Consider the following 26,720-nt stretch of genomic DNA (forward strand, 5'->3'; position numbering starts at 1 on the left):
ACGTTCCCCTTCCTCGTTCGAACCGGGCACCGCCCGCTCGCGCGGCACGACTCGTCACAGCGCCACCTGCGCGACCACCTCGAGGACGTGCCGGTAGGTCCGGCCGGTCGCCCGGGTCATCGCGATCTCGCACGCACGGTTCGACGACGCGTGCACGAGCGCGCCGAGCCGTCCGACCTCGGCGGCCTCGGCCGCCGTCGCCGACGCCGTGAGCTCCGGGTGCAGCATGCCGCGGTCCCCGGCGAACCCGCAGCAGGCCCAGTCGACGGGCACGTGCACGGTACGTGCCACCGCCCGGGCGAGGGTGTGCAGGTCGCCGGCGCCCCCGGCCTTCGTCGAGGAGCAGGTGGGGTGCAGGGCGATCGACTCGATCCGTCGTGCGTCGTCGATCCGCAGCCGCGGCAGCACGTGGGTGACGACGAACGACGTCGCGTCGACCACGTCGGCCGCGCGGGGGTCGCCGGCCTCTCGCGCGTCGGCCATGATCCTCGCGACGCCCTCGGTGCACGAGGAGGCGTCCACCACCACCGGGACGTCGGTCCCGGCCTGCTCGCGCGCCGCGGTCCGCGCGGCGTCCACGGCGGTGAGCACCCGGTCGGACATCACGGCGTGGCCGTCCGCGTAGCCCTTGGAGGACCACGGCGTCCCGCAGCACAGGCCGTCGAGGCCGTCGGGGACGGCCAGTCCCACCCCCGCCTCGACGCACAGCCTCGCGAACGATGCCTGGGCACCGCCGTCGTGAGCACCGCCGTCATCGGAGGCCGCGGCGGCGAACATCGCTCCCTGGCAGCTCGGCAGGAACACCGCGGCCGGTACCCCGGCGGTCCCCCGGCCGCCGTCGTGCCCGCTGCGGCGGTGTCCGCCGCGGGGCAGGTCCGGCGACCACAGGGGCACGGCGTCGGCGCCCGCCACCGCCCGCGCCGCCCGGTTGGGCGCCTGCACCACCGGCGCCGGGAGCCGGGAGACCACGTCGAGCGCCGTGCCCGCCACCGTGGTGGCCGCGTCCCAGTGCCGGGCCGCCGTCCGCCAGGCCCGCTGCCCGGCGCGGCCACGATCCTCCCGTCGCAGCCGCTTGACCAGCGCACCCGTGTCGATCCGTACCGGGCACGCGGTGGCACACATCCCGTCGGCGGCGCACGTGTCGACGCCGTCGTAGCGGTACTGCTCGTCGAGCTCGGCCACCAACGCTTCGTCCCCCTCCGCCGCGGCCCGCGCCCGGGCACGCCGGACGACGATGCGCTGCCGGGGCGTCAGCGTGAGGTCGCGGCTCGGGCAGACCGGCTCGCAGTAGCCGCACTCCACGCACCGGTCGACCTCCTCGTCGACCCGGTCGACCGGCTTGAGGTCCGTCAGGTGCGCCCGCGGGTCGTCGGTCAGCACCACGCCGGGGTTGAGGATGCCCGCGGGGTCGAACGCCCGCTTGACCTCGCGCAGGACGGCGACGAGGCCGGACGAGTACTGGCGCTCGATGAACGGTGCCATCGCCCGCCCGGTCCCGTGCTCCGCCTTGAGGTTGCCGCCGTGCCGCAGCACCAGCTCCACGAGGTCCTCGGTGAACTCCGCGAGCCGTCGGGTCGACGCCGGGTCCGCCGGGTCACCGACGTCCTCGGTGACCATGAAGTGCAGGTTGCCGTCCTTGGCGTGGCCGAAGATCACCGGGTCGACGTACCCGTGCGTCGCGAGGAGCTCCCCCAGCTCCCGGCAGGTGTCGGCGAGCCGCTCCACGGGGACGACGACGTCCTCCAGCAGGGCGGTCGTCCCCGGGGGCCGGGCTCCGGCGACCGTCGCGTAGAGCCCCTTGCGGACCGCCCACAGCGCCGCCCGGTCGGCGGGGACGCGGGTGAGGTCGGGCGGGACGACGGCGGGGAGCGTCGCGAGCACCTCGGCCGCGGCGGCGACGCGCTCGTCGAGCGCCTCCTGCGTCCCCGCGCGGTACTCGATCAGGAGGGCGGCGTGCTGGTCGATCGCGAAGCCCTGGACCGCCGGCGGTGCACCGGGGTCCCGGCGCGCGACGCGCAGGGAGGTGGCGTCCATGAGCTCGAGGGCCGCGGCCCCGGTGGCGACGAGGGCGGGCAGCGCAGCCGCGGCCCGTTCGACCGAGTCGAGGACGAGCAGCCCGGTCGCCGCGTGCGGCTCCACGGGGACCGTGCGGAAGACGGCCTCGGCGACGAACCCGAGGGTGCCCTCGGAGCCGACGAGCAGGTGGACGAGCAGGTCGAGGGGGTCGGTGAAGTCGCAGAACGTGTCCAGGGAGTAGCCCATGGTGTTCTTCAGGGCGAACCGCTCCCGGATCTCGGCGACCGTCACCGGGTCGGCGCGCACCTCGTCGCGCAACCGCTCCAGCGTCTGCACGAGGTCCGGCTCCTGCTCGCGCAGCCGGTCCGCCGCGTCCGGAGCGGCGGTGTCCACCACGGTCCCCGACGCCAGCACGACGGTCAGCGACTCCAGGGTGCGGTAGCTGTTGTGCTCCGTCCCGGCGGCCATCCCCGAGGAGTTGTTCGCGATCACGCCGCCGACGGTGCACGCCGCCTCGCTGGCGGGGTCGGGGCCGAGCGCCCGGCGGAAGGGGGCGAGCCGGGCGTTGACGGCCCGCACCGTCGCACCGGGCTGGACGCGGACGCGCGCACCGTCGTCGAGCACCTCGATGCCCCGGAACCCTCGCCGGGTGTCGAGCAGGAGCCCGCTGCCGGACGCCTGGCCGGACAGGCTCGTCCCCCCGGACCGGAACGTCACCGGTGTGGCGTGCCGGGCGGCGACCCCGAGAGCGCGGGCGACCGCCTCGGCGTCCTCGGCGGTCGCCGCCACCTGGGGCACCAGCAGGTAGTGCGACGCGTCGTGCGCGCGGGCGTGCCGGTCGATCGCCCGGTCGTGCACCTGGGCGGCGCCGAGCGTCGCCCGCAGGTCCTCGATCAGGTCCATACGAAGTCCTCCTGTGCGACGACGGTCCCCTCGGCCGCGAGCCGGGCGAGGTGCAGCGCCCCGTCGAGCGGGTCACCCTGCGCCTGCCGGACCTCGACGTCCGGGCGCCGCGCGGCCACGCCGTCCGCGAAGGCCGCGGTGAGCGCCCCGCCCGCCTGCGCCATCCCGCCGGTGAGCGCCACCCGCGGCGGCAGGTCGTCGCCGAGCGCGGCGAGCACGCTCACGGCGGCCTCGTCGCCGGCCGTCGCGAGCAGCGCGAGCGAGGCCGGGTCGCCGGCCGCCGAGAGCCGCGCGACGTCGGCGGCGAAGGCCGCGAGGACACCGGCCCGGTCCGGCCGGGTGTAGAGCTGCCCGGGCCAGGTCGCCGGCTCGCCGAACCGTCGCCGTCCCGCCGCCAGGAGCGCCGCACCGTCCGTGTCGACGCCGTCCGCCGTGCGCAGCGCGGCCTCGAGCCCCTGGCGCCCGATCCACGCCCCGCTCCCCCGGTCGCCGAGGAGGTGTCCCCACCCGTCCACGCGACGCCAGCCACCGGTCCCCGGTCCGCCGTGGCCGACGGCGATCGCCCCGGTACCCAGGGCGACGACGGCACCGCCGGCACCGCCGAGGGCGCCGAGGTGCGCCGTCACCGCGTCGGCGGCGACCGCGACGGGAGCCGACACCTCCTGCGTGACCGCACCGGCCAGGGACCCGGGATCCTCGACCAGGGACGTCAGGCCCGTGGCACCGATGCCCACGCCGGTCAACGTCGCCGTCTCGCCCGGCCACCGGGCGGCCGCGTCCCGGAGCAGCGCGCGGACCACCTCGGCGACGCTGCTGCCGCGGGCGCCCACCTGCGCGCCGGGTCCCGCGAGCTCGTCCCGGGTGCCGTCGTCGTCCCGCCGCAGCGCGACCCGGCTCCCGCTGCCGCCGACGTCGATCCCGAGGACGCTCACGGACGCTGCCCCTCGTCCGTCCGCGCGGCGTCGAGGGCCGCGCGGACCGTGCCGGCGTGCCGGCCCAGCAGCTCCTGGGACCGTTCGACGGACACACCGCCCAGCGCGACGACGATGGCGGCCTTCAGGTCGCCGCGGGTCCTGCCGAGCAGCTCGCTCGCCGCCTCCCGGTCGAGCCCGGTCGCCTCGCACAGGATCCGCACCGTGCGCTCGCGCAGCTTGGCGTTGGTGGCGACCACCGACACCATGAGGTTCTGCCACGTGCGGCCCACCGCGATCATCAGCGCCGTGGAGAAGGCGTTGAGGACGAGCTTCTGGGCCGTGCCGGCCTTCAGGCGGGTGGAACCGGTCACAGCCTCCGGACCGGTCCGCAGCGCGATGCTGGTCTCTGCGAACCGGGCCAGCGGGGCCCGCGGGTTGCTGGAGACAAGCACCGTGGCCGCCCCGGCCGCGCGAGCCGCCTCCAGGGCACCCCCGACGTACGGGGTGGACCCGCTCGCCGCGAGACCGATCGCCACGTCGTCCGGGCCCAGCCCGGCCGCGGCCCGCCGGCCGTCCTCGACCGAGTCCTCCGCGTTCTCGACGGCCCGCACGAGCGCCTCGGTACCGCCCGCGACGTGCCCGACGACGCGGCCCGGCTCGAGGTTGAACGTCGGCAGCAGCTCGCTGGCGTCCAGCACGCCGAGCCGACCCGACGTCCCGGCGCCGAAGTAGTGGACGTTCCCGCCCCGACGGAACCGCTCGGCCGCGAGCTCGACGACGGGGGCGAGCTCGGGCAGGACCTCCGTGACGGCGTCGACGGCCACCTGGTCCTCGGCGTGGAGCAGGCGCAGCACCTCGAGCGTGCCGAGCGCGTCGATCCCCTGCGTGGCCGGGTTGCGCGCCTCCGTCGGCGGCAGCGGGTCGGGCCGGTCCGTGTCCATGTCTACCTGCTCTCTCGGGTCGGGGTGGGGCCGGGTCTGCCCGGCCTCAGCGGGTGGTCACCGGCTCGGCGGGCTCGGTGACCTTGGCCGGGTGGCGCAGCGACAGCAGGCCGCCGACGACGAGGGTGACGATGACGCCGAGCAGCGGGTACCACTGCCAGGCGACCCAGACCTCGCCGGTGACGTACTTCTCCTGCACGAAGAAGAACGCGTTGACCGCGACGGCGACGACGAACGCGACGTTCGCGTCGAGGGTGCGCGCCCGCTTGTTGACGATGCCGAACACGAACGCGCCGAGCAGGCCACCGTAGGTGATGCCCGCGACCCCCAGCGCGAGGATGACGATGTTGCCCTCGTCCGACTGGAACACGGTGGCCGGCGCGATGAAGGCCAGGCCCCAGCCGATCGTGGCCCACCGGCCGGCCCGCAGGCCCTGGACGTCGGTCAACGGCGTCTTCTTCAGGCGGCCGTAGACGTCGGTGACGGTGGACGAGGACAGAGCCGACAGCGACGAGGAGAGCGTCGACATCGCGGCGGCCAGGATGCCGGCCAGCAGCAGCCCGGAGACTCCCTGCGGGAGCCCCTCGATGATGAACAGCGGGAAGATCTCGTCGTCGCGGCCCAGGCCCAGGTCGGCGGCCGCGGCGCCCTCGTAGTAGCCCCACAGCGCGAGGCCGACCAGCAGGAACACCGCGAACTGGAAGAACACGATCACGCCGGACCAGATGAGCGCCTTCTGCGCCTCGACCTTGGACCGGCAGGTGAGCAGGCGCTGCACCACGAGCTGGTCGGCACCGTGCGAGGCCATCGCGAAGACGGCACCGCCGACCAGCGACGGGATGAAGGACGACGCGTCCGAGATCGGGTTCCCCGAGAAGACGAACATGGTGAGCTTGCCGGCGTCGGCCGCCTCGGTGAACCAGCCACCGCCCGTCTGGGCGGAGATGATGACGACCGTCAGGACGCCGCCGAGGACGTAGAGGAACATCTGGGCCACGTCGACCCACACCACGGCCTTGATGCCCCCGATGAACGTGTACAGGATCGTGACGACGGCGAGGACCACGATGATCGTGAAGTAGTTGGCCTGGATGCCCATGCCGTCGAGGATCAGCTTGAGCGGGATCGCCGCGGCCAGCACGCGGATGCCGTCGGCCAGCAGACGCGTGAACAGGAACGTGACGCCCGCCGTCGTCTGGGTGCTCTGCCCGAACCGCTTGCCCAGGTAGGCGTAGGCCGTGACCATCTCACCGTCGTAGTACCGCGGCAGCATGAAGAACGCCACGATCACGCGACCGATGATGTAGCCGAGCGCGAGCTGCAGGTAGGAGATGTCGCCCAGGTAGCTCATCACCGGGATGCCGATGACCGTCAGGGCGCTCGTCTCCGTCGCCACGACGGACAGGCAGACGGCCCACCACGGCAGGTTGCGCCCGCCGAGGAAGTAGTCCTGCAGGCCCTTCTGCTTGCCGCTGAGCCTGAGGCCCAGCCAGGCCGTGGCGCCGAGGTAGGCGATGATCACCAGCAGGTCGAGTGTCTGCAGCATGCCGTGTCTCCTTCGTCGGGATGCGTGGTCGATGGTCGTAGGTCGTGCGGGTGGTGCGCGGTCTCGGGTCAGCGGACGACGCGCAGGTGCGCCGGTCCGCGGTCGAGGGGGGCGGGGAGCCGGAGCGGCGTGGCGCCGGGGCTGATCCGTCCGGCGACGGTGCCGTGCGACGCCCCGGTGACGCTCGGCAACGTGGCGGGCAGGCCGTGCCACGTCAGCCAGCCGACGAGCGCCATGAGGCACGCCTCCTTGGCACCCTCGGGCAGGCCGAACGCCTCGTCGGTGGTCCGCACCGGGACCGTGCCGCCGAGCTCGTGGCGCAGCGCGGCCATGAGCGTCGGGTTGCGGGTCCCGCCGCCCGAGGCCACGACGGCGCGGACGCCGTGCCGTCGGCAGGCGTCGGCGACGGTGCAGGCGGTCAGGGTGGTGAGGGTGGCGACGACGTCGTGGTCGCCGACCTCCGGGTGGGACGCCAGGAACCGGTCCAGGTAGGTCGCGTGGAACAGCTCCTTGCCGGTCGACTTGGGCGCCGGCAGGGCGTAGTACGGGTCGTCGAGCAGCGCGGCGAGCAGCACGGGGTCCGTGCTTCCCTGCGCCGCCATGACGCCGTCGCGGTCGAACCCGCGCGGGTCTCCGCTGATGCGGCGTGCCATGAGGTCGATCAGCGCGTTCGCGGGGCCCGTGTCGAAGGCGACGGTGTCGCGACCGGGCGCGACGACGGTGACGTTGGCGATGCCGCCCAGGTTGAGCGCCGCCGTCGGCTCGTCGGCACCGGCCAGGAGCAGGTGGTCCAGGATCCCCGCCAGCGGCGCGCCCTGGCCGCCCGCCGCGACGTCGCGCGCCCGGACGTCGGACACCACCGGCACCCCGACCCGTTCGGCGACCCACGCGGGCTGCCCGAGCTGCCAGGTGCCGGTGACGACCCCGCCGGTGACGTCGTGGCGCACCGTCTGGCCGTGCATGACCACCAGGTCCGCGTCGGTCCCCGCCCGCGCGCAGGCGTCGGCGACCGCGGTGGCGCACGCCTGGCCGAGCCGTGCGTCGACGCTGCTCACCAGGGACAGCGGCACGTCGCGCGGCTCCAGCAGCCGCAGGATGTCGATCGCGAGGTCCTCGTCGAAGTCGACCTCGCGGACGTCGAGCAGCCGCATCGTGAGGCCGCCGTCGGCTCCCTCTGGCGCGGACGCGTCGGGGCGCAGGTCGACGAGCGCGACGTCGAGGGCGTCGGCCGACGTTCCGGCCATGAGTCCGGCGACGATCATCGGGCGTCCTCCTCGGCTGCCGGCGTGGTAGCAGGGATCGTGAGCTCGGTGCGGATCTTGTAGCGGTCGCCCCGGTACACGGAGCGGACGAACTCGATGACCTCGCCCGCGCGGCCCCACGAGGTCCGCTCGAACTGCAGCGCGGGCGTGTGCACCGGGACGTCGAGGTCGCGCGCCTCCTGGGCGTCGACGACCGTGGGCTCCGCGGTCTGCACGGCCCGCGCCAGCGAGACGCCGTACCGCTCGCCGAGCAGCTCGTAGAAGGAGCGGTCCTCGAGGTCGGCGGCGACCAGGCCGGGCACCAGCGCGGCCGGCACGTGCAGCTCCTCGACGGCCATGGGTTCGTCGTCGGCGAGCCGCAGCCGGGTGATCTGGACGACGTCGTCGGACGGCGAGACCTTCAGCCGCCGGCCGATGCGGGCACCGACCGGACCGACCTCGAACGTCAGGGTGCGCGCCCCGGGGCGCAGCCCGCGCGTCCGCATGTCCTCGGAGAAGGAGCTGGCCATGAGGCCCTGGGAGAGCTTGGGGCCGAGAGCGAACACCCCCGCGCCGTGCCGTCGCCGCACGGCGCCGCGCACCACGAGCTCGTCGATCGCCCGGCGCAGCGTCATGCGGGACACGCCCAGGCTCTGGGCGAGGTCCCGCTCGGGCGGGAGCTGTTCGCCGGCGGCCATCGCGTCGAGGCGGTCGAGGAGCCGGTCGCGGACCGCGTGGTACTTCGTCACCCGCACATTGAGTCACAGACCCCGGCCTAAATCAAGACCACTGGACTAGATTTGTCGTCGGCGGTGGCCCGTCACCCGCGGCACGGTCCGTAGGATCGGAGCATGGCGTCACCCACCCCCGACCTCGAGGCACGCGTCCGGGACGCGCTGTCCGCCGTCGTCGACCCCGAGATCCGCCGCCCCCTGACCGAGCTGAACATGATCCGGTCGGTCACCGTCGACGCCGCGAGCGTCGCGGAGCCCGGCTCCGGCGCGCACGTCACGGTGGGCGTGGACCTGACGATCGCCGGGTGCCCCATGAAGTCGACCCTGGTGCGCGACGTGACGGCCGCGACCGCGCGGGTCGAGGGGGTCGGCACCGTCGACGTGGACCTCGGCGTCATGACCCCCGAGCAGCGCAAGTCGCTGCGCTCCCAGCTCCGTGGCGGTGCGGGCGACCCGGTCATCCCGTTCGCCCAGGCCGGGTCCCTGACGAAGGTCTTCGCCGTCGCCTCCGGCAAGGGAGGTGTCGGCAAGTCGTCCGTGACGGCGAACCTCGCCGCGGCGATGGCCGCCGACGGTCTCAACGTGGGCGTGCTCGACGCCGACATCTACGGCTTCTCGATCCCGCGCATGCTGGGCGTCGACAGGCAACCGACGCGCGTCGACTCCATGCTGCTGCCCCCGATCGCGCAAGGCGTCAAGGTGGTCTCGATCGGCATGTTCGTGCCGGCCGGTCAGCCGGTCGTCTGGCGGGGCCCGATGCTGCACCGCGCTCTCGAGCAGTTCCTGGCCGACGTGTTCTGGGGCGACCTGGACGTGCTGCTGCTCGACCTGCCGCCCGGCACCGGCGACATCGCCATCTCCGTGGCCCAGCTCCTGCCGGGCAGCGAGATCCTCGTGGTGACGACTCCCCAGGTCGCCGCGGCCGAGGTGGCCGAGCGTGCCGGGTCCATCGCCACCCAGACGTCCCAGGGCGTCGTCGGCGTCGTGGAGAACATGTCGTGGCTGGCCCAGCCCGACGGGACCCGGCTGGAGATCTTCGGCTCCGGCGGCGGGACGCGGGTCGCGGAGCGTCTCACCGAGACCGTCGGCACCGAGGTGGGGCTGCTCGGCCAGGTGCCGCTCGACGTCTCCGTCCGCGAGGGGGGCGACGACGGCACCCCGGTCGTGCTCTCCGACCCCGACTCCCCCGGTGCGCTGGTGCTGCGCGACGTTGCCCGACGCCTCGCCGGGCGCGAACGCGGGCTGGCAGGGCGGCAGCTGGGCGTCACTCCCGTCGGCTGAGCCGGAGGCGCAGCGCCCGGTGCGGGCCGAGGGACGAGGCACTCGCCGGGCGCGAAGACGCAGACTCAGCCGACCGACAGCTCGGCTGAGCCGGAGGCGCAGCGCCCGACGGCCGACCGCCCCGTCGTTGTGGGTATGAATTCTGCCGCCCTGGACCGAGACGACACCGTAGATCTCATACCCGCAACGCCTGGGGCCGGTGGGCGGGACGGGTGGTCGAGGCACGGATCAGGTCGGCCATACTGGGGGCCATGACGTCTCCCCAGTGGCTCGATTCCTGGTCCGCCGACGACGGCGCCGCCCGCGTCCGCACCCTGTTCGCCGAGGCCTTCGGGGACGACGGCGACCCGGACGGCGTGTGGTCCGCCCCGGGTCGCGTGAACCTCATCGGCGAGCACACGGACTACAACGCCGGGCTGGCGCTGCCCGTCGCGCTGCCCCACCGCACCTACGTCGCGCTGCGGTCCCGGACCGACGGCCTGGTCCGTCTCGCCTCGGCCCAGGCCCCCGACGAGCGGTGGGAGACGTCGCTCGACGAGGTCACCCCCGGCGTCACCCGGGGCTGGGGCGCCTACGTGGCCGGCGTCGCGTGGGCGCTGCGCGAGGCGGGCCACGAGGTCACCGGCTTCGACGCCGTCGTCGACTCCTGCGTCCCGTTCGGCGCCGGGCTGTCCTCCTCGGCGGCGCTGGAGTGCGCCGTCGCGGTGGCTCTCGACGCGGTGCACTCGCTCGGGCTGGCCTGCGACGACGCCGGCCGTGCGGAGCTCGTGGCAGCCTGCGTCCGGGCGGAGAACGAGATCGCCGGCGCCCCCACGGGGGGCATGGACCAGGCAGCCTCGCTGCGCTGCTCGGCCGGGCACGCCCTCCTCCTGGACTGCCGGCCGGGGCTCTCGGCGCTCGAGTCCGCGGACCGGGTGCCGTTCGACCTCGCGGCCGCGGGCCTGAACCTCCTCGTCGTGGACACCCGGGCCGAGCACGCCCTCGTCGACGGGCAGTACGCGCAACGCCGTGCCACCTGCGAGCGCGCGGCCGCGATCCTCGGCGTCTCGTCGCTGCGCGAGATCGCTCCGGAGGAGCTCGACGTCGCCCTCGACAAGCTCGTCGCGCTCTCGAGCGACGGCGACGGGGACGTGCTGCGCCGCCGCGTCCGGCACGTCGTGGCCGAGATCGCCCGTACCGGTGAGTTCGCGGACCTGGTGCGCGGCGGGCGCGTGGGCGACGTCGGTCCCCTGATGAACGCTTCGCACGTCTCGTTGCGCGACGACTACGAGGTCTCGGCCCGTGAGCTCGACCTCGTGGTGGACGCGGCGCTGGGCGCAGGCGCCCTGGGTGCGCGGATGACCGGTGGCGGGTTCGGCGGCTCGGCCATCGCGCTGGTGCGGGAGCGCGACGTCGACGGCGTCACCGCGGCCGTGCAGGCGGCGTTCGACGAGGCCGGGCTCGCGGCGCCGGGGTTCCTCCTCGCGCCGCCCTCCGATCCCGCGCACTGACCGCGGCGGGCCGGCGCCCACCGGCCCGGCCCGGCGACCGGGCCGGGCCGGTCAGTACCGGATCGCGTCGATGGGGCGCACCCGGACGGCGTAGACGGCGGGGATCAGCCCTGCCAGCGCCCCGATGCCCACGGCGCTCGCCAGGCCGGTGAGGGCGGCGCTCAGCGGGAACGGCGGCTTGTCCTGGAGGGCGACGCCGAACACCGCCTCGACGGGGATCGACTTGACGAGCGCGACCGCCACGACGACCCCGACGACGCCGGCCACCGTGGTCGCGACGACGGACTCCATCATGACGCCGAAGAACACCCGCCCGCCGGTCGCGCCGAACGACCGGCGGATGCCGATCTCGCGGATCCGGTACCGCACCGTCACCAGGGCGATGTTGAGCAGACCGAGGCCGCCGAGGAGCAGGGCGAACCCGCCGACCCCGAGGACGACCCACCGGGCGGCGCTGTCGAGCGCGAAGCCGTCGTCGAACGGTGGCTCCACCGAGACCGGCACGCCCGCGGCGGCCAGGTCGCGGTCGAGCACCGCCGCGAGCTCGTCGGCCGACTCCGGCGGTACCCAGAAGCGGTAGCTGTCCGCCGTCACCGCGTCCGGGAACCAGCGCGCCGCGTGGTCGAACAGCAGGAAGGCACGCGGCCCCTCCTGCGCGTGCTCGACCGGTAGCCGGCCGATCACGGACGCCGTCACCGGGGTGGCGCCCTGCAACGTCACGGTGGGCCGCGACGCGACGTCCGCGCCACCGGCGTAGCTGTCGAGGAACGCCTGATTCACGACGAGCACCGGTGCCAGCCGCTCCGGGTCGTGCTCGGTGAACCAGCGACCGTCCTCGACCTGCCGGCGCAGGATCGTCCCGTAGTCCGGGTCCACCACGACGATCTCCGGACCGTACCCCGTCGCCCCGTGGACGGAGAGCTGGGCCCAGGACTCCACCGTGTGGTAGCTGATGTCGTAGCGCTCGGCGACGGCGTCGACGGCGGCGTCGACCTCGGCGGCGTCCTGCAACCCGCCCGACATCCCCGTCGACCACGCGGTCAGCGTCGTGTCGCGACCGTTCCAGCGTTCGTTCTGCTCGGCCATCCCCTGGCTGAGCATCGTCACCGCCGCCGTCACCGCGGTGATCGCGGTGACGGCCACGGCCACGCCGACCAGTGCGAGCAGCACGCGGACCTTGTGGATCCGCAGCTCGTCCCACGCCTCGACGATCGCCCCCACGAACCCCGTCATGCGACCGCCTCCGTCGTGTCCCCAGTGGCGGCCGGGCGGGCCGCGGACGGCGCGGCGGCGTCGGGGACGGGGACGGGGACGCCCAGGGGATGCTCGACGACGGCGGCCGGCTCCAGGACGATCGGGGCGAGCACGCCGGCGTCGAGCCGGAACTGCCGGTCCGCGCGGGCGGCGATCGCCAGGTCGTGCGTGATCGTGACCAGCGCCGCGCCGGTCGACGTCGCCGCCTCCTCCAGGAGGCTCATCACCGCCCGGCCGGTGTCGACGTCGAGGGCGCCGGTCGGCTCGTCGGCCAGGATGACGCGCGGGGTCCGGACGAGCGCCCGGGCGATCGCGACCCGCTGCTGCTCACCACCGGAGAGCTTGTCCGGCATCGTCTCCCAGCGGTCGCCGAGCCCGACCTTCTCCAGCATGCGGGCCGCTCGACGACGGCGTGTCCAGAAGTCCTTGCCCTGCGCGTACAGCAGGGGCGCGGCGACGTTCGCGAGCGCCGTGCGGCCCGCCAGGAGGTTGAACTGCTGGAACACGAAGCCGAAGTCGTCCCCCCGGCGACGGGCACGGGCGCGCTGACCGAGCTGCTCCACCGGCGCGCCGTCCAGCAGGTACTCGCCCGCCGTGGGGGCGTCGAGCAGCCCGAGGATGTTCAGCAGGGTCGACTTGCCCGTGCCCGATCGTCCGACCACCGCGACGTGCTCGCCCGCGTCGACGCTCAGGTCCAGGCCCCGCAGGATCGGCAGCACCCGTCCGTCCGGCAGCACGATGTCGCGGGTGACGCCGCGCAGGTCTACGAGCGCACGCGTCATCCGAAGCACGTCTCCTCGAACGCCGTCGTGGTCGCCGTGTCGCCCGACATCGTCGCCTCGTCGTAGGCCGCCATGTCGTCGCAGTCGACCGCACCGCCCTCGGTGGAGTCGTCGACGGGCGTGAACTCGAGGATCTGGTCGCCGACGGCCAGTCCTTCGGAGACCTCGACCTGGACGCCGTCGGTCAGTCCGAGGGTCACCTCCTGCTCCCGCGGCTCGCCGTCCTCGGCGTCGTCGACCAACCACACCTTGCCGGACTGGGTGGTGCCGAGCACGGCGCTGATCGGGACCACGACGACGTCCTGCGCGTCGCCGTTCGTGATGACGATCTCGGCGCCCTGACCGGCGAAGGCCGTGACCTTCTTCGGGATGCGGCACGTCACGGTACCCGTGGCGGCGCCCGCGTCCGCGTCCGTCTCGGCGGCGCCGCCGGAGCCGGCGTCCGCCCCGACCGTCACCTTCTTGCAGGTGAACGGCGCGGGGCCGCCCTTGAGCGTGACCTGGGCGTCGTCCGACGCGCCGATCAGCCGGTACTGCTGCTCGGCGGTGAGCGTGCCCTGCGCGGACAGCGTGCCGGGCGAGACCGTGCCGATCTCCTCGCCGACGGACACCTCCTGGTCCTTCAGCACGGTGAGGTCCAGGGTCCCGGCCCGCGGCGCCTCGACGGTCGTGATCGTGACCTTGGGCCACTGCTCCTCGACGGTCTCCTCGCCGGTCTCCGGGTCCACGGTGACCACGGGGTCGCGCGGCTCCTCGAGGCGGACCTGCAGGATCTCGTCGCCCTTGGCCACGCGCCCGCCGTCGACCATGATCTCGGAGACCTTGCCGACCCCCGTCGAGCGCACCGGGACGGCGGCGTCGGCCACGACGGAGGCCGGGACGGTGACGGCGTTGGTCACGGTCCCGGAGCTCACCTCGATGACCGACTCGGCGGCCTCGCCCGTGGGCTGCAGGGCGTCGGGCGGGTCGAGCTCGGCACCGGTGAAGGCGATCTTGACCAGGGCGGCGGCGATGACGGCCCAGACGATGATCCGCAGAGCAGGAAAGACGTACTGGCGGGTGATACCCACGATGCTCCTCGCGACGATGCGTTGTCGAGGACGGAGCCTAGCGCCTCACCGGATCATTCGGACACTTCGCCCGACGGGTCCTCGCGGGCGTCGCCGCGTCGCAGCTGGGCGAGCACGTCGTCGAAGAAGGAGCGCACCTCTTCCCACCGCACGGTGGCGTTGGCGAGGTGCTCCTCGAGGCGGTCGATCTCGGCGTGCTGCGCGTCCTGACGACGCCGCTCGGCGAGCTCGCGCCGCACCTCGGCGAGCTTGGCCTCCGCCTCGCTGACGATCCGCTCGAGCTCGCGCTCGACGGCGGCCGCGTCCTCCGGCTTCCCGCTCGTCATGGGGTTCCCTCCCCATCCGTGCGGGCTCACAGCACGGCGGTGACGCCGATGAGTGCCAGCGGGATCCCGACGAACACGCCCAGCACCCAGGCCGCGGCCCACAGCTTGTTGGTGGCGGCGACATTACCGAGCCAGGTCGCGCCACGCAGCGGGAGCTGGCGCAGGAGGGGCAGACCGAAGACGACGAGCGCCGCGAACACGTTGAACAGCACGTGCACGAACGCCGCCTGCAGGGCCAGGGTGCCCTCTGCCCCGGTGAAGGCGAAGGCGGCGATCAGTGCCGTGATGGTGGTGCCGATGTTCGCACCGACGGTGAACGGGTAGATCTGCTTGAGACTGAAGGTCCCCGATCCCGCGAGCGGGATCATCAGGCTGGTCGTGGTCGAGGAGGACTGCACCATGACGGTCATCGCGGCACCGCTGGCGATGCCGGTGAGCGGCCCCCGTCCCACGGAGGAGTGCAGGACCTCGGCGGCCCGTCCCACCATGAGGACCTTGAGCAGGCGGCCGAGCCAGTTGATGACCAGGAGGATCAGCGCGATCCCGAGGACGATCATCGCGACGCCGTGCCAGGCGCCGGGCAGGAACGACGTCGACCAGGCGATCGCGTCCGCCAGGGGCTGGGTCACCGCGTCCACGGCGGTGCCGAGCCCCGAGAACACGGTGGCGACGAACCCGCCGTCGGAACCGGAGGTCGCGTCCGCGAGCCAGGCCGACGACTTCTCGAGGAACCCGGTCGCCAGCTCGAGCGGCAGGAAGATCGCCACGGCGATGAGGTTGTAGAAGTCGTGCACCGTCGCCGCGGAGAACGCCCGCCGGAAGCTCTCCTTGTCGCGGGCCATGCCGAGGCTCACGAGCGTGTTGGTCAGCGTGGTGCCGACGTTCGCGCCCATGAGCATCGGGATCGCGATGCTCATGGGCAGGCCGCCCGCGACCAGCCCGACGGTGACGGAGGTGGTCGTCGAGCTGGACTGCGTGGCCGCGGTGAACAGCACACCCACCATGAGCGCGACGAACGGGTTCGACGCGAAGGCGAACAACGACTCGGCGGTGTCCCCCGTGGCCACCTTGAAACCGGAGCCGATGAGCTCGACGGCGGTGATGAGGACGTAGACGCCGACGACGACGCCGAGCCAGTTCGCGGTGCGCAGCGCACGGCCCGACAGTCCCAGGCGTTCGAACGGGCTGACCAGCCGCACCTCGCGGTCGGTGGTACCGGCCGGTGCGGCGGAGGTCACGGACGCCTGCGGCAGGACGTCGGTCATGGAGTCTCCCGTGAAGATGGAGGTGACCGCCCCGACGGCGGCCACCACTCGTCATTGCTCCTCCGAGACAACCAGGGCCGGATGACGTCATCACGGACCTCAGGTGAACAGAAGATGAACACGCACGGTCTCGTGCATCACACGTTCACCTCACACCTGCGCACCGCCGCTCAGGCGTACGTGGCGACCACCGCGGCGTGGTCGCTCCACCGCTCCTCGTACGACGGCGCCCGGTCCACCTCGACCTTCACCGCCCGGCCCGCGAGCGCCTCGTTCGCGAGCTGGTAGTCGATGCGCCAGCCCCGGTCGTTGGTGTACGCCTGCCCGCGCCAGGTCCACCACGTGTACGGGCCCGGACCGTCGCCACCGTGGGCACGTCCGAGGTCGCTCCACCCGCCGTCGAGCCAGCGGTCGACGTAGGCACGCTCCTCGGGCAGGAACCCGGCGCTCTTGCGGTTGCCCTTGAAGTTCGCGATGTCGACCTCGCGGTGCGCGATGTTCAGGTCGCCCGCGACGAGGGCCGGCACGTCGCCCACCGCCAGCTCGGCCAGCCGTGCGGACACCCGGTCCAGGTGGGCGTACTTGGCCACCAGGGTGTGTTCCTGGCCGGGGGCGCTCGAGGCCGAGTGCAGGTAGGCGGACACGACCGTGAGGGACCCGCCGTCGGGCAGGGTCAGGTCCGCCTCCAGCCAGCGACCGGTGTCCACGTCGGGTTCGGTGCCGCCGTCGGGCAGGGCGAGCCCGCCGCGCAGCGCGGTGAGCGGCAGGCGCGACGCGACCGCGACGCCCGCCCGTCCCTTGAGCTCGGACGGCAGGTGCGCGACGTGCCAGCCCTCCAGGTAGTCGCGCACGAGTGCGTCGGGGGCCCGGACCTCCTGCAGCAGCAGGACGTCCGGCGAGCAGCGGGCGATCCAGTCGTGCATGCCGCGGCGGAAGGCGGCGCGGATCCCGTTGACGTTGGCGGTGGCGATGGTCAGCACGCGGGCCATACCACCACACGCCCCTGACAGACGTCAGCGGCGCACGTCACCCTGCCGGGACGTCACCTGCCCGCGTACGCGGCCTCCAGCGTGGGCACGTCGATCTTGGACATCTTCAGCATCGCGTGCATCGCCCGCAGGTTCGCCGCGGTCGAGTAGTCGCCGCACAGCTCCTCGAGCTGGCGCGGGATGACCTGCCAGCTCACGCCGAAGCGGTCGGTGCACCACCCGCACGGGCCCGGCTTGCCGCCGTCAGCCGTGAACAGGTCCCAGTAGTGGTCGACCTCGTCCTGGCCGTCGCAGAGCAGGTAGAAGCTGAAGGCCTCGTCGAGCCGGAGGTCCGGCCCGGCGTTGAGGCCGACGACGTCGATGCCGCAGACGGTGAACTCGACGATGAACGGCTCACGCGCCGTGGCGCCGGGGACGCCCTCGGGCGCTCTGAGGACCTTGCCGACGCGTGAGTCGGGGACGTGCTCGGCGTAGAAGTCGGCGGCCTCGTGGGCGTTGTCGTCGGCGAACCACAGGTGCGGTCTCACGGTGACCATGTCGCTCCCTCCTGGGCCCCGCGGGTCGGGGCCTCAGGAGGTACGACGGCGGCGGTCCGCCGTACTCATCGGTGCTCAGGTCGCCGCGAGCCGCCGCTTCTCGGCCGCCACGTCATAGGTGGTCACGGCGGGCCACCGGGGGTCGATGTCCTCCAGGGCGGTCACGAGCAGCGCCTGGACAGCGAGCCGCGCGTACCACTTCGCGTTCGCCGGCACCACGTGCCACGGTGCGTGGTCGCTCGACGTCCGGTCCAGGACCGTCTGGAACGCTTCCATGTAGCGCGGCCAGAGCAGCCGCTCGTCGACGTCGCCCGGGTTGTACTTCCAGTGCTTGTCCGGCCGCTCGAGGCGCTCCATGAGACGCGCCTTCTGCTCCTCGGACGAGATGTGGAGCATCACCTTGACGACCCTCGTCCCGGATTCGCTCAACCGCTTCTCGAAGTCGTTGATCGCGCCGAAACGCCTCTCGATCTCCCCCGGAGGTGCGAGCTCGCGCACGGCGCCGATGAGGACGTCCTCGTAGTGCGAGCGGTCGAACACCCCGATGAAGCCTGCCTCGGGGACCTCCTTCTCCACCCGCCACAGGAAGTCGTGCGCGAGCTCCTCGGCGATCGGCTTCTTGAACGCCTTGAGCCGGATGCCCTGCGGGTCCGTGGCCCCGATGACGTGGCGGACGATCCCGCCCTTGCCCGCGGAGTCCATCGCCTGCAGCACGAGCAGCACGGCCGGTGTCGACGGGTCCACGGTGCTCTGGGCGTAGAGGCGCTCCTGCAGGGCTGCCAGCTCCTCGGCCCCGGCGCGCAGGTCGGACCGGCCGTGCTTCTTGCGCCCCTCGTAGCCCGGGGTGGTGTCCGGGTCGACGTCGGCCAGGCGGAAGCCCTGCCCGACCCGGAGCAGCTCGCCGGGGTCAGCGGTCCAGCGGTCCTCGCGTGTCACGGTCATCCCGTCATCATCGCAAGGTCGGGGCGGCGGCGTCGGCCGTGCGGCACGGCCGACGCCGGTCCGGTCAGGCGACCGAGCGCTCCGCGGCCTCGACCGCGCTGCGGAACAGCATGGCGATCGTCGTCGGCCCGACGCCGCCGATCCGCGGGGTGATCGCGCCGGCGACCTCCTCGCAGGACTCGTCCACGTCGGGCAGCAGCCGCCGCCCCTCGTAGCGGACGCCGCCGCCGACGACCGTCACGCCCGGCGTGAGGTGCTCCGGGCGCAGGATGCCCGGCACGCCCGCGGCCGCGATGACGATGTCGGCCCGCCTGGTGTACTCCGGCCAGTCCGGCACCCCGGTGTGGACCACGGTCACGGCCGCGTTCGCCGTCGGCCGCTTCTGCGAGAGCAGCAGCGCGAGCGGGCGGCCGAGCGTGGTGCCGCGCCCGAGGATGCACACCTCGCGCCCGGCCACCGGGATCTCGTAGTGCGCCAGCAGCGTCTCGATCCCCGCCGGCGTCGCGGGCACCGGTCCCGGCATCCCGAGCGCGAGGCGTCCCATGTTCACCGGGTGCAGCGCGTCGACGTCCTTGTCGGGGTCGAGCGCGAGCAGGGCCGCATCGAAGTCGATCTGCGGCGGCGTCGGGTGCTGGATGAGCACGGAGTCGACGTCGGCGGCGTCGTTCATCTCCCGCACGGCCGCCAGCACGTCGGCCTGCGCGGCATCCTGAGGAAGGTGGATGTGGGGTGAGCTGAAGCCGAGCTCGGTCGCCTTGTCCATCTTCATCCGGATGTAGCCGGCGCTCGCCGAGTCGTCCCCGACGAGGATCGTGCCGAGCCCCGGCCGGTGACCGGCGGCGACGAGCGCCTCGATCCGCGGCGCGAGGTCGGCGAACACGGCCTCCGCGACCGGCTTGCCCGGCAGCATGCGGGCGGTCACTGCTGCAGCTCCGGGTAGAGCGGGAAGTCGGCCGTGAGCTTCTCGACGCGCGCGGAGAGGGCCGCGGTGTCCGCGCCCTCGCCGTCGCGCAGCGCGGCCGCGATGATGTCCGCGACCTCGGTGAACTCCTCGTCACCGAAGCCTCGGGTGGCCAGCGCCGGGGTGCCGATGCGCAGGCCGGAGGTGACACGCGGCGGGCGCGGGTCGAACGGGACGGCGTTGCGGTTGACGGTGATGCCGACCGAGTGCAGGAGGTCCTCCGCCTGCTGGCCGTCCATCGCGGAGTTCCGCAGGTCGACCAGCGTGAGGTGGACGTCGGTACCGCCCGTCAGCACCGACACGCCGGTGCCGGCGACGTCGGCCTGGGACAGCCGCTCGGCGATGATCCTGGCACCACGCAGGGTGCGCTCCTGGCGCTCGGTGAAGGCGTCCGACGCCGCCAGCTTGAACGCCACGGCCTTGCCGGCGACGACGTGCATGAGCGGGCCGCCCTGCTGGCCGGGGAAGACGGCGGAGTTGAGCTTCTTCGCGTACTCCTCCTTGGCCAGGATGAAGCCGGAGCGGGGGCCGCCGATCGTCTTGTGCACCGTCGAGGAGACGACGTCGGCGTGCGGCACCGGGGACGGGTGCAGCCCGGCGGCCACCAGGCCCGCGAAGTGCGCCATGTCCACCCAGAGCTTGGCGCCGACCTCGTCCGCGATCTCCCGGAACGCCGGGAAGTCGAGCTGGCGCGGGTAGGCGGACCAGCCGGCGATGATCACGTCCGGGCGGTGCTCGAGGGCGCGCTTGCGCACCTCGTCCATCTCGATGCGGTGAGACTCCGGGTCGACGCCGTAGCCGGCGACGTCGTACAGCTTGCCCGAGAAGTTGATCTTCATGCCGTGCGTCAGGTGGCCGCCGTGGGCCAGCTCGAGGCCGAGGATCTTGTCGCCCGGGTTGATCAGGGCGTGCAGCACGGCCGCGTTGGCCTGGGCGCCCGAGTGCGGCTGGACGTTCGCGTACTCGGCGCCGAACAGCTCCTTGGCGCGGGCGATCGCCAGGTTCTCCGCGACGTCGACCTGCTCGCAGCCGCCGTAGTAGCGGCGTCCGGGGTAGCCCTCGGCGTACTTGTTGGTGAGGACGGAGCCCTGGGCCTGCAGGACGGCGCGCGGCACGAAGTTCTCCGACGCGATCATCTCGAGGGTGTCGCGCTGGCGGGCCAGCTCGCCGTCGAGGACGGCGGCGATCTCCGGGTCCACCTCGGCCAGGGGGGCGTTGAACGTGGGGTCGGGTGCGCTCATGGCGGCGTCTCCTGCTGTGTCGGCGGTTGCACGGGTTGTCGTTACCGACCGGGCCCAGGCGACCGACCCGTCGTCAGCACAGCGCGTCGCTCCCCGGTGGTGATCCACCTGTACGCCAGTCGCGACGCGTCGATCCTAGCCGATGGGTCGTCGGCGGGTCAGCCCTCTGGTCGACCCGGCCCTACCCCGGTAGGGCGGGGACCTCGGTCGTCGCGACGGGCCACCCGCGCGACCAGCCCAGCTCCTGGATCGCCAGCCGGTGCAGCCCCTCGGCGTCGCCGTCGTAGAAGTGGTACCCGAGGCGTCCCTGCGAGACGGACTGCCCGCCCGGCCCGATCATCGACCCTTCCGAGCCCAGCACGAGCGTCCCGCCGCCGTCGGCCATGTCCTGCCCGTCGGCGTCCAGGTACGGCCCGGTGACGTCGCGCGACCGGCCCACGTGGATCGAGTACGTAGAGCTCACGCCCGAGCAGCACTTCCCCCAGGAGACGAACAGGTAGTACCAGCCGTCTCGCTCGACGACGTACGGCGCCTCGATCTGGTTCTCCCCGCCGTCCCGGCTCGCCACCAGCACGGGATCGGCACCGGCCGTGGGCATGCCCGAGGGCCACTCGAGCGGGACGGCGTGGATGCCGTCCCAGAACGACCCGAAGAACAGCCACGGCTCGCCCTCCGCGTCCTCGACCACGCCGGGGTCGATGGCGTTGTACGACGACTCCACCGCCTGCGACCGCCACACCGGACCCCGGTGGGTCCAGCCGTACGCCGGGTCGTCGGGGTCGAGGGTGGGCGACGTCGCCAGCCCGATGGCCGAGGTGTTCGAGCCGAACGTCGACGCCGAGTAGTAGAGGTACCAGGTGCCGTCGTGCTCGACGAGCTCGGGCGCCCAGTAGTGCTTGACGCCCGCGACGCCGTCGGGGTCGCGCACCCACCGCGGGTCCTCGGCGCTCGACCAGGCCGGGCCGGCCTGCTCCCAGGTGGCCCCGCCGTCGTCGGACCGGTGGACCATCGGGGCACCGAGCGCCTTGTTCGGCACGCCCGTGGAGTAGACGAACCAGGGATCGCCGTCGTCGCCGACGACGAGGGCGGGGTCGTGCGTGGACAGGTCGCCGTCCAGGGCGAGCGCCACCGGCTCGCTCGACCCCTCCCAGGGGCGGACGATGCCGAGGGCGACCCCGGCACCGATCGCGAGCACGCCCAGCACGGCGACCACGACGCGCAGAGGTCTCCGGCGCCGCCGCTCCTCGAGGCGCGGCTCCGCCCTCGGGGGCGCGGGTGCCGGGTTTTCCGCCGTCACGCGCTGCCCAGCCGGATCATCGTCCAGGACACGGGTGGCAGCTCGGCGCGGACCCGGCCGTCGGCAGTCCTGGCGGTCGTGTTGAGGCGCGGTGCCACGGTGGTGTCGTCCTCGGCGGTCGCGGCCCAGGTGTGGTCCGGGTTGGACAGGGTCAGCGCTTCTCGCACGACGAGGCCGGGGAAGCCGCGCAGGTCGACGTCCAGGACGACGTCGTCCGTGGTGGAGCGGTTGGTCGCGAAGACCACGACCTCGCCCGTGGCGGCGTCGTGCGTGGCCACCGCGTCGAGCACGGGAACCTCGCCGAAGCGGGCGGTCTCGGTCACGGGTGAGTCGATGGCCAGGCGCAGCACGTCGCCCGCGGCGTGGCGGGAGGTCAGGGCGAACGGGTGGAAGATCGTCTGCTTCCAGCTGCGCCCGCCCGGCTCGGTCATGATCGGGGCGATGACGTTGACGAGCTGGGCCTGGGAGGCGGCGTGCACGCGGTCGGTGTGCCGCAGCAGGCTGATGAGCAGGTTGCCGACCACGACGGCGTCGGCCACGTTGTAGCGATCCTCCAGCAGCACGGGGGCCACCGGCCAGTCGTCGCCCGACGGTGGGCGGGACTCGGCACGCTTCTGGTACCAGACGTTCCACTCGTCGAACGAGATGTGGACCCGATTGCGGTGCTTGCCCGCGGCCCGCACCGCGTCGGCGGTGGCGGCCACCGAGTCGATGAAGTGGTCCATGTCGACCGCGGAGGCGAGGAACGAGGCCAGGTCACCGTCGGACTCGTAGTAGTAGGCGTGCGCCGAGACGTGGTCGACGTGCTCGTACGCCTCGGTGAGCACCGTGTGCTCCCACGCCCCGAAGGTCGCCATGCCCGAGTTGGACGACCCGCACACCACCAGCTCCAGGTCCGGGTCGATCATCCGCATCGCCCGCGCGGCCTCGGTGGCCAGGCGGCCGTACTCGTGAGCCGTCTTCGCACCGATCTGCCACGGCCCGTCCATCTCGTTGCCCAGGCACCACATCTTGATGCGGTACGGGTCCTGGGCACCGTTCGCCCGCCGACGCTCGGACCACTGCGTCCCGGCGGACACGTTGCAGTACTCCAGCAGGTCGAGGGCCTCCTGCACACCCCGCGTGCCGAGGTTGACCGCCATCATGGGCTCGACGCCCGTGCGCCGCGCCCACCGCATGAACTCGTCGACCCCCACCAGGTTCGGCTCCGTGGAGTGCCACGCGAGGTCCAGGCGCCGCGGCCGCTCCGCGACCGGTCCGACGCCGTCCTCCCACCGGTAGCCGGAGACGAAGTTCCCACCCGGGTACCGCACGGTCGACACGCCGAGCTCACGGGTCAGCTCGACGACGTCACCACGGAACCCGTCGCCACCAGCGGTGGGATGACCAGGGTCGTGGATACCGGTGTAGACGCACCGACCCAGGTGCTCGACGAACGAGCCGAAGGTGCGGCGACGCACGGGACCGACGACGAACGCCGGGTCGACGGTGACGGTGGCAGGCAGCATGGGACCTCCCCGGTGAGGGGTGATGGTGGGGTCGACGATGGAGCCCGGTAGGCACCGCGCCGGTGCCCACCGGGAGCTGGGAGGGAACGGTCTACTTGACCGACCCGAGAGAGAGCCCGCCCTGCCAGTACTTCTGCAGGCCGAGGAAGGCGGCGATCAGCGGGATGATCGAGACCAGTGCACCGGTGACGATGAGGTTCCAGACCTGCTCGCCGCCGGCGCCGGCGTTCGAGAGGGCCTGCCACTGGTTGAGGCCGACCGTCACGGGCAGCAGGTCGGTGTCGCGCAGCACGGCGAGCGGCAGGAAGAAGTTGTTCCAGCTGAACACCGTGGTCAGCAGCAGCACCGTGACGATCGCCGGCCGCAGCAGCGGCAGGGCCACCTGGAAGAAGAGCCGCAGCTCCCCGGCTCCGTCGACGCGCCCGGCGTCGAGCATCTCGCTGGGGATCGCGTCCTGGGAGTACACCCTCACGAGGTAGACCCCGATGGGACTGAGCAGCGACGGCAGGATGACGGCCCACATCGTGTTGATGAGGCCGATGTCGCTCAGCAGCACGAAGGTCGGGATCGTCAGCGCCGTCAGCGGGACCATGACGGAGCCGAGCAGCACGGTGAAGTAGGCGGTACGCCCCTTGAAGTGGTACTTCGCGAGGCCGTACCCGGCGAAGAGCGCGAGCACCGTGGCACCGACGCCGCCGGCGAGCGCGTAGATGAACGAGTTGCGCAGCCAGGTCCAGTAGATGCCGCCCTGGTGCTCGAAGAGCCCCCGGATGTTCTCGACGAGGGAGAAATTGTCGTTGAACCACAGCGCCCCGCCGGAGCCGACGAACAGACCGCTGTTCGTCTTGGTGGACCCGACCACGAGGAACCACAGGGGGACGACGAAGTAGAGGGCCATGAGCACCAGGAAGGCGTGCGAGCCGATCCGGCGGCCGCCGTTCGCACCCGTGCCAGGGCGGCGGTCACGCTTCGTCGGGGCCGGGCTGGTGGAGGTGTCCGTAGTCATCACTTGAGTCCACTCTGCTTGCGGGTCAGGTACAGGAAGATGTACGACCCGATGAACACGAAGATGCCGAGTGCGAACGCGATCGTGGACGCGTAGTTGAACTGGCTGTAGGAGAACGCCAGGGAGTAGGCGTACATGTTCGGCGTGTAGTCCGAGGGGATCGCGCCCTGCGCCACGGACCGCAGCACCGTCGGTTCGGTGAAGAACTGCAGCGTGCCGATGAGGGAGAAGACGACGACCATGACCATGGACGACGACACCATCGGCACCTTGATGCGCACCGCCGTCTGGAGGCCGTTCGCCCCGTCGATGCGCGCGGCCTCGTAGATCGACGGGTCGATCGTCCGCAGCGCCGCGTAGATGATGATCATGTAGTAGCCCACCCACTGCCAGGTCACGATGTTGACCAGGGAGGTGAAGATCATCGACGAGCTGAGGAAGTTCGGCGCCGTCATGCCGAAGAGCCCGAAGAGGTCGGTGGCCGGGCCGAACCGCGGGCTGTAGAGGAAGCCCCACATCAGGGCGCCGATGACCGCGGGGACCGCGTACGGCACGAAGATGAGCAGCCGCGACGCCTTGGACAGCCGGCTGGCCAGGGTGTCCAGCACCAGGGCGCACAGCAGGGCCAGGCCGATCTGGATCGGGACCATGACGGCCACGAACTTGGCGACCCGCAGCAGCCCCTCGAGGAAGACGGGGTCGGTGAACGCTCGCACGTAGTTGTCGGCGCCGACGAAGACGGACTCGCCGCCGGTCGCGAGACCCTTGTTGTGCAGGCTCATCCAGAACGCGTAGCCGAGCGGGATGATGAGGAACAGCAGGAACACGACCGTGAACGGGGCGACGAAGAGCCATCCCCACCACTGCCGCTTGCTGTCGATGGTGCTGGTCGAGGCCGTCCGACGGGGTCTTGTGCCCCGCCCGCCCGCGGTGGCGGGTCCGGCGCCTCGGTCGACTGCTGCCGACGACGTTGCCATGGTCTACTCCCTGCGCGATCCTGACCGGACGGAGGGGTCGCCGGCCCGGTGACCCGGGCCGGCGACCCGTCGGTCACTTGACGGTGAAGCCCTGCTGCTGGGCGTAGGACACGAGAGCGTCCTGGATGGTCTGCAGCGTGGTGGCGGCGTCACCGCCGGACTCCACCATGTCGAACAGCGCCTGCGTCTGCTGGTCGTAGGCGTAGACCTGGAACGGGCTGAAGGAGAAGCCCTCGTAGCCGTTCGCGGCCTCGAGGAACACGTCCTTGTTGATCTGCTGCCCGCCGAAGAACTCGTACTCCTTGTTCACGAAGAAGTCGGACTCGAGCGCCTCGTTCCACTGCGGGAAGAGCGCGGCCTCGTCGATGCCGAGCTCCCAGGCGTCCATGTTGCCGAACAGCTCGGAGGCCACCGTGTACGCGGCCTCCTTGTCGGACGCCTGCTCGGTCACCGCGAAGGTGGAGCCGCCCCAGTTGACCTGGGTGGGGTCGTTCGCGTCCCACTGCGGCAGCGGCGCGGCCTTCCACTCGGCCTCGGAGTCGGCGTCTGACAGCCCCTGGAGGTAGCCCGGGCCCCACGCGGCCGCCAGGTAGACGGCGTAGGTGCCGTCGACGAGGCTGGTGTTGTAGTCCGAGGTGAACGCGTCGTCCGTGGACACGAGGCCCTCGTCGATCAGGCCCTTCCAGTACGACAGGACCTGCTCCGCCTCCGGCGTGGCGACGTCGATGCCGATCTCCTGCGGGTTCCCGGCGTCGTACTCGAACGGGGTCCAGCCGTTCTGCGCGAACAGCGCGTAGTTCATCGCGTTGCCGTTGGTCGGGTAGTTGGTGATGTACCCCTCGTAGCCGGCGTCACGCAGGTCCTGGCCCGCCTGGGCGAACTCGTCCCACGTCGTCGGCGCCTCGACGCCGTACTCCTCGAAGATGTCTGCCCGGTACAGCATGCCCATCGGGCCACCGTCGACGGGGACGGCGTAGACCGAGTCGCCACTGACGACGTCGGACCAGGCGCCGGTGGTGAACTGGCTCTCGAGCTCGTTGGCACCGAACTCCGACAGGTCGGCGAGCGAGTTCAGGATCGTGTAGGTCGGCAGGATCTCCGACTCGAGCATGATGACGTCCGGCGCGCCGGAACCGGCCTCGATGGTGGTCGAGAACTTGTTGTACTCGTCCGCACCCTGCCCGGCGTTCGTCCAGCAGACCTGGACGTCGTCGTGCGTCTCGTTGAAGTGGTCGACCACGGACTCGAACGCGGGGTACCAGGCCCACACGGAGACCTGTGTGGCGTCCGGGTCGACGACCTCGTTGGTGCAGGTCGCGTCGCCGCCCGCCGCGTCCGTGCTTCCGTCGCCGACTTCGCCGGAACCGTCCGACGAGCAGGCGGTGAGCAGCACTCCGGCCGCCAGCGCGGCCACGGCGACCTGTGCTCCACGGCGTTGTGAGATGCGCATGTGTACTCCTCCTTGATGTGCGCGGGGGCCGCCTTGGCCTCCAGCGAGGG

At 72.5% G+C, this 26,720-nt stretch carries 23 protein-coding genes and 1 riboswitch; of the genes, 2 read left to right on the forward strand and 21 right to left on the reverse strand.

Translation table 11 applies throughout. From position 1 onward, the window contains the following. Window positions 1–54: 54 nt before the first annotated feature. From UQW22_RS00005 to UQW22_RS00030, 6 genes are all read right to left on the reverse strand, one after another. The gene (locus tag UQW22_RS00005) at window positions 55–2,919 is read right to left on the reverse strand and encodes an FAD-binding and (Fe-S)-binding domain-containing protein (protein WP_407318758.1); all 2,865 of its coding nucleotides are present in this window, start codon (window positions 2,917–2,919) and stop codon (window positions 55–57) included. After that, the gene (locus UQW22_RS00010; protein ID WP_407318759.1) at window positions 2,910–3,851 is read right to left on the reverse strand and encodes a BadF/BadG/BcrA/BcrD ATPase family protein; all 942 of its coding nucleotides are present in this window, start codon (window positions 3,849–3,851) and stop codon (window positions 2,910–2,912) included. The genes UQW22_RS00005 and UQW22_RS00010 overlap by 10 nt, the downstream gene beginning before the upstream one ends. Beyond that, window positions 3,848–4,774, reverse strand: a complete 927-nt coding sequence (gene murQ, locus UQW22_RS00015) for an N-acetylmuramic acid 6-phosphate etherase (RefSeq protein WP_407318761.1) — start codon at window positions 4,772–4,774, stop codon at window positions 3,848–3,850. Before murQ ends, UQW22_RS00010 begins: the two co-directional genes overlap by 4 nt. A gap of 46 nt (window positions 4,775–4,820) precedes the next feature. Continuing rightward, on the reverse strand, window positions 4,821–6,320 hold the full coding sequence (locus UQW22_RS00020) for a sodium:solute symporter (protein ID WP_407318763.1): 1,500 nt from the start codon (window positions 6,318–6,320) through the stop codon (window positions 4,821–4,823). A gap of 68 nt (window positions 6,321–6,388) precedes the next feature. Then, window positions 6,389–7,582 carry an anhydro-N-acetylmuramic acid kinase gene (locus UQW22_RS00025; RefSeq protein ID WP_407318765.1) on the reverse strand — a complete coding sequence of 398 codons (1,194 nt, stop codon included), beginning with the start codon at window positions 7,580–7,582 and terminating at the stop codon, window positions 6,389–6,391. Beyond that, window positions 7,579–8,310, reverse strand: coding sequence for a GntR family transcriptional regulator (locus tag UQW22_RS00030; protein WP_407318766.1), 732 nt, complete (start codon window positions 8,308–8,310; stop codon window positions 7,579–7,581). Before UQW22_RS00030 ends, UQW22_RS00025 begins: the two co-directional genes overlap by 4 nt. Before the next feature lie 102 nt (window positions 8,311–8,412). Between UQW22_RS00030 and UQW22_RS00035 the strand changes: the two genes are divergently transcribed. Next, entirely contained in the window at window positions 8,413–9,576 is a 1,164-nt protein-coding gene (locus UQW22_RS00035) for a P-loop NTPase (RefSeq protein ID WP_407318767.1), read from the forward strand. A gap of 251 nt (window positions 9,577–9,827) precedes the next feature. Continuing rightward, entirely contained in the window at window positions 9,828–11,066 is a 1,239-nt protein-coding gene (gene galK, locus UQW22_RS00040; RefSeq protein WP_407318768.1) for a galactokinase, read from the forward strand. A gap of 51 nt (window positions 11,067–11,117) precedes the next feature. Here the strand turns inward: galK and UQW22_RS00045 are convergent, their stop codons facing one another. The 15 genes from UQW22_RS00045 to UQW22_RS00115 form a co-directional block, all read right to left on the reverse strand. Beyond that, complete coding sequence (locus tag UQW22_RS00045; RefSeq protein ID WP_407318770.1) at window positions 11,118–12,299, reverse strand: ABC transporter permease; 1,182 nt, start codon at window positions 12,297–12,299, stop codon at window positions 11,118–11,120. Further along, complete coding sequence (locus tag UQW22_RS00050) at window positions 12,296–13,102, reverse strand: ABC transporter ATP-binding protein (RefSeq protein ID WP_407318772.1); 807 nt, start codon at window positions 13,100–13,102, stop codon at window positions 12,296–12,298. The genes UQW22_RS00045 and UQW22_RS00050 overlap by 4 nt, the downstream gene beginning before the upstream one ends. Then, window positions 13,099–14,172, reverse strand: a complete 1,074-nt coding sequence (locus tag UQW22_RS00055) for a secretion protein HlyD (protein ID WP_407318773.1) — start codon at window positions 14,170–14,172, stop codon at window positions 13,099–13,101. Before UQW22_RS00055 ends, UQW22_RS00050 begins: the two co-directional genes overlap by 4 nt. Window positions 14,173–14,225: 53 nt before the next feature. Then, window positions 14,226–14,498, reverse strand: a complete 273-nt coding sequence (locus tag UQW22_RS00060; protein WP_407318774.1) for a hypothetical protein — start codon at window positions 14,496–14,498, stop codon at window positions 14,226–14,228. 26 nt (window positions 14,499–14,524) lie between these two features. Next, window positions 14,525–15,763 carry a Na/Pi symporter gene (locus UQW22_RS00065; RefSeq protein ID WP_407318776.1) on the reverse strand — a complete coding sequence of 413 codons (1,239 nt, stop codon included), beginning with the start codon at window positions 15,761–15,763 and terminating at the stop codon, window positions 14,525–14,527. A gap of 170 nt (window positions 15,764–15,933) precedes the next feature. Further along, on the reverse strand, window positions 15,934–16,752 hold the full coding sequence (locus tag UQW22_RS00070; protein ID WP_407318777.1) for an exodeoxyribonuclease III: 819 nt from the start codon (window positions 16,750–16,752) through the stop codon (window positions 15,934–15,936). 53 nt (window positions 16,753–16,805) lie between these two features. Further along, the gene (locus UQW22_RS00075) at window positions 16,806–17,288 is read right to left on the reverse strand and encodes a VOC family protein (protein ID WP_407318779.1); all 483 of its coding nucleotides are present in this window, start codon (window positions 17,286–17,288) and stop codon (window positions 16,806–16,808) included. Between the two features lie 75 nt (window positions 17,289–17,363). Continuing rightward, window positions 17,364–18,230: a PPK2 family polyphosphate kinase gene (locus UQW22_RS00080; protein ID WP_407318781.1), complete on the reverse strand. Its 867-nt coding sequence runs from the start codon at window positions 18,228–18,230 to the stop codon at window positions 17,364–17,366. Between the two features lie 64 nt (window positions 18,231–18,294). Continuing rightward, complete coding sequence (locus tag UQW22_RS00085; protein WP_407318782.1) at window positions 18,295–19,152, reverse strand: bifunctional 5,10-methylenetetrahydrofolate dehydrogenase/5,10-methenyltetrahydrofolate cyclohydrolase; 858 nt, start codon at window positions 19,150–19,152, stop codon at window positions 18,295–18,297. Next, the gene (gene glyA / locus UQW22_RS00090; protein ID WP_407318784.1) at window positions 19,149–20,432 is read right to left on the reverse strand and encodes a serine hydroxymethyltransferase; all 1,284 of its coding nucleotides are present in this window, start codon (window positions 20,430–20,432) and stop codon (window positions 19,149–19,151) included. The genes UQW22_RS00085 and glyA overlap by 4 nt, the downstream gene beginning before the upstream one ends. 45 nt (window positions 20,433–20,477) lie before the next feature. Then, a riboswitch (ZMP/ZTP riboswitch) is annotated at window positions 20,478–20,565 on the reverse strand. Window positions 20,566–20,613: 48 nt separating this feature from the next. Beyond that, a complete protein-coding gene (locus UQW22_RS00095) occupies window positions 20,614–21,645 on the reverse strand; it encodes an arabinan endo-1,5-alpha-L-arabinosidase (RefSeq protein ID WP_407318786.1) in 1,032 nt (343 codons plus the stop codon). A gap of 80 nt (window positions 21,646–21,725) precedes the next feature. Next, the gene (locus tag UQW22_RS00100; RefSeq protein WP_407318787.1) at window positions 21,726–23,237 is read right to left on the reverse strand and encodes an alpha-N-arabinofuranosidase; all 1,512 of its coding nucleotides are present in this window, start codon (window positions 23,235–23,237) and stop codon (window positions 21,726–21,728) included. A 91-nt stretch (window positions 23,238–23,328) separates the two neighbouring features. Then, window positions 23,329–24,243: a carbohydrate ABC transporter permease gene (locus UQW22_RS00105; protein WP_407318789.1), complete on the reverse strand. Its 915-nt coding sequence runs from the start codon at window positions 24,241–24,243 to the stop codon at window positions 23,329–23,331. Next, window positions 24,243–25,220, reverse strand: coding sequence for a carbohydrate ABC transporter permease (locus UQW22_RS00110; RefSeq protein ID WP_407318791.1), 978 nt, complete (start codon window positions 25,218–25,220; stop codon window positions 24,243–24,245). Before UQW22_RS00110 ends, UQW22_RS00105 begins: the two co-directional genes overlap by 1 nt. A gap of 73 nt (window positions 25,221–25,293) precedes the next feature. Continuing rightward, on the reverse strand, window positions 25,294–26,670 hold the full coding sequence (locus tag UQW22_RS00115; protein WP_407318792.1) for an ABC transporter substrate-binding protein: 1,377 nt from the start codon (window positions 26,668–26,670) through the stop codon (window positions 25,294–25,296). Window positions 26,671–26,720 lie beyond the last annotated feature (50 nt).

Source organism: Isoptericola halotolerans (genome assembly GCF_045689585.1).
Classification (GTDB): Bacteria; Actinomycetota; Actinomycetes; order Actinomycetales; family Cellulomonadaceae; genus Isoptericola; species Isoptericola halotolerans_B.

Coding starts and splice junctions, on each gene's coding strand:
- UQW22_RS00005 (WP_407318758.1), bottom strand. CDS start 2,919: ATGGACCTGATCGAGGACCTGCGGGCGACGCTCGGCGCCGCCCAGGTG.
- murQ (WP_407318761.1), bottom strand. CDS start 4,774: ATGGACACGGACCGGCCCGACCCGCTGCCGCCGACGGAGGCGCGCAAC.
- UQW22_RS00020 (WP_407318763.1), bottom strand. CDS start 6,320: ATGCTGCAGACACTCGACCTGCTGGTGATCATCGCCTACCTCGGCGCC.
- UQW22_RS00025 (WP_407318765.1), bottom strand. CDS start 7,582: ATGATCGTCGCCGGACTCATGGCCGGAACGTCGGCCGACGCCCTCGAC.
- UQW22_RS00035 (WP_407318767.1), top strand. CDS start 8,413: ATGGCGTCACCCACCCCCGACCTCGAGGCACGCGTCCGGGACGCGCTG.
- galK (WP_407318768.1), top strand. CDS start 9,828: ATGACGTCTCCCCAGTGGCTCGATTCCTGGTCCGCCGACGACGGCGCC.
- UQW22_RS00045 (WP_407318770.1), bottom strand. CDS start 12,299: ATGACGGGGTTCGTGGGGGCGATCGTCGAGGCGTGGGACGAGCTGCGG.
- UQW22_RS00050 (WP_407318772.1), bottom strand. CDS start 13,102: ATGACGCGTGCGCTCGTAGACCTGCGCGGCGTCACCCGCGACATCGTG.
- UQW22_RS00060 (WP_407318774.1), bottom strand. CDS start 14,498: ATGACGAGCGGGAAGCCGGAGGACGCGGCCGCCGTCGAGCGCGAGCTC.
- UQW22_RS00065 (WP_407318776.1), bottom strand. CDS start 15,763: ATGACCGACGTCCTGCCGCAGGCGTCCGTGACCTCCGCCGCACCGGCC.
- UQW22_RS00070 (WP_407318777.1), bottom strand. CDS start 16,752: ATGGCCCGCGTGCTGACCATCGCCACCGCCAACGTCAACGGGATCCGC.
- UQW22_RS00075 (WP_407318779.1), bottom strand. CDS start 17,288: ATGGTCACCGTGAGACCGCACCTGTGGTTCGCCGACGACAACGCCCAC.
- UQW22_RS00080 (WP_407318781.1), bottom strand. CDS start 18,230: ATGACCGTGACACGCGAGGACCGCTGGACCGCTGACCCCGGCGAGCTG.
- glyA (WP_407318784.1), bottom strand. CDS start 20,432: ATGAGCGCACCCGACCCCACGTTCAACGCCCCCCTGGCCGAGGTGGAC.
- UQW22_RS00100 (WP_407318787.1), bottom strand. CDS start 23,237: ATGCTGCCTGCCACCGTCACCGTCGACCCGGCGTTCGTCGTCGGTCCC.
- UQW22_RS00105 (WP_407318789.1), bottom strand. CDS start 24,243: ATGACTACGGACACCTCCACCAGCCCGGCCCCGACGAAGCGTGACCGC.
- UQW22_RS00110 (WP_407318791.1), bottom strand. CDS start 25,220: ATGGCAACGTCGTCGGCAGCAGTCGACCGAGGCGCCGGACCCGCCACC.
- UQW22_RS00115 (WP_407318792.1), bottom strand. CDS start 26,670: ATGCGCATCTCACAACGCCGTGGAGCACAGGTCGCCGTGGCCGCGCTG.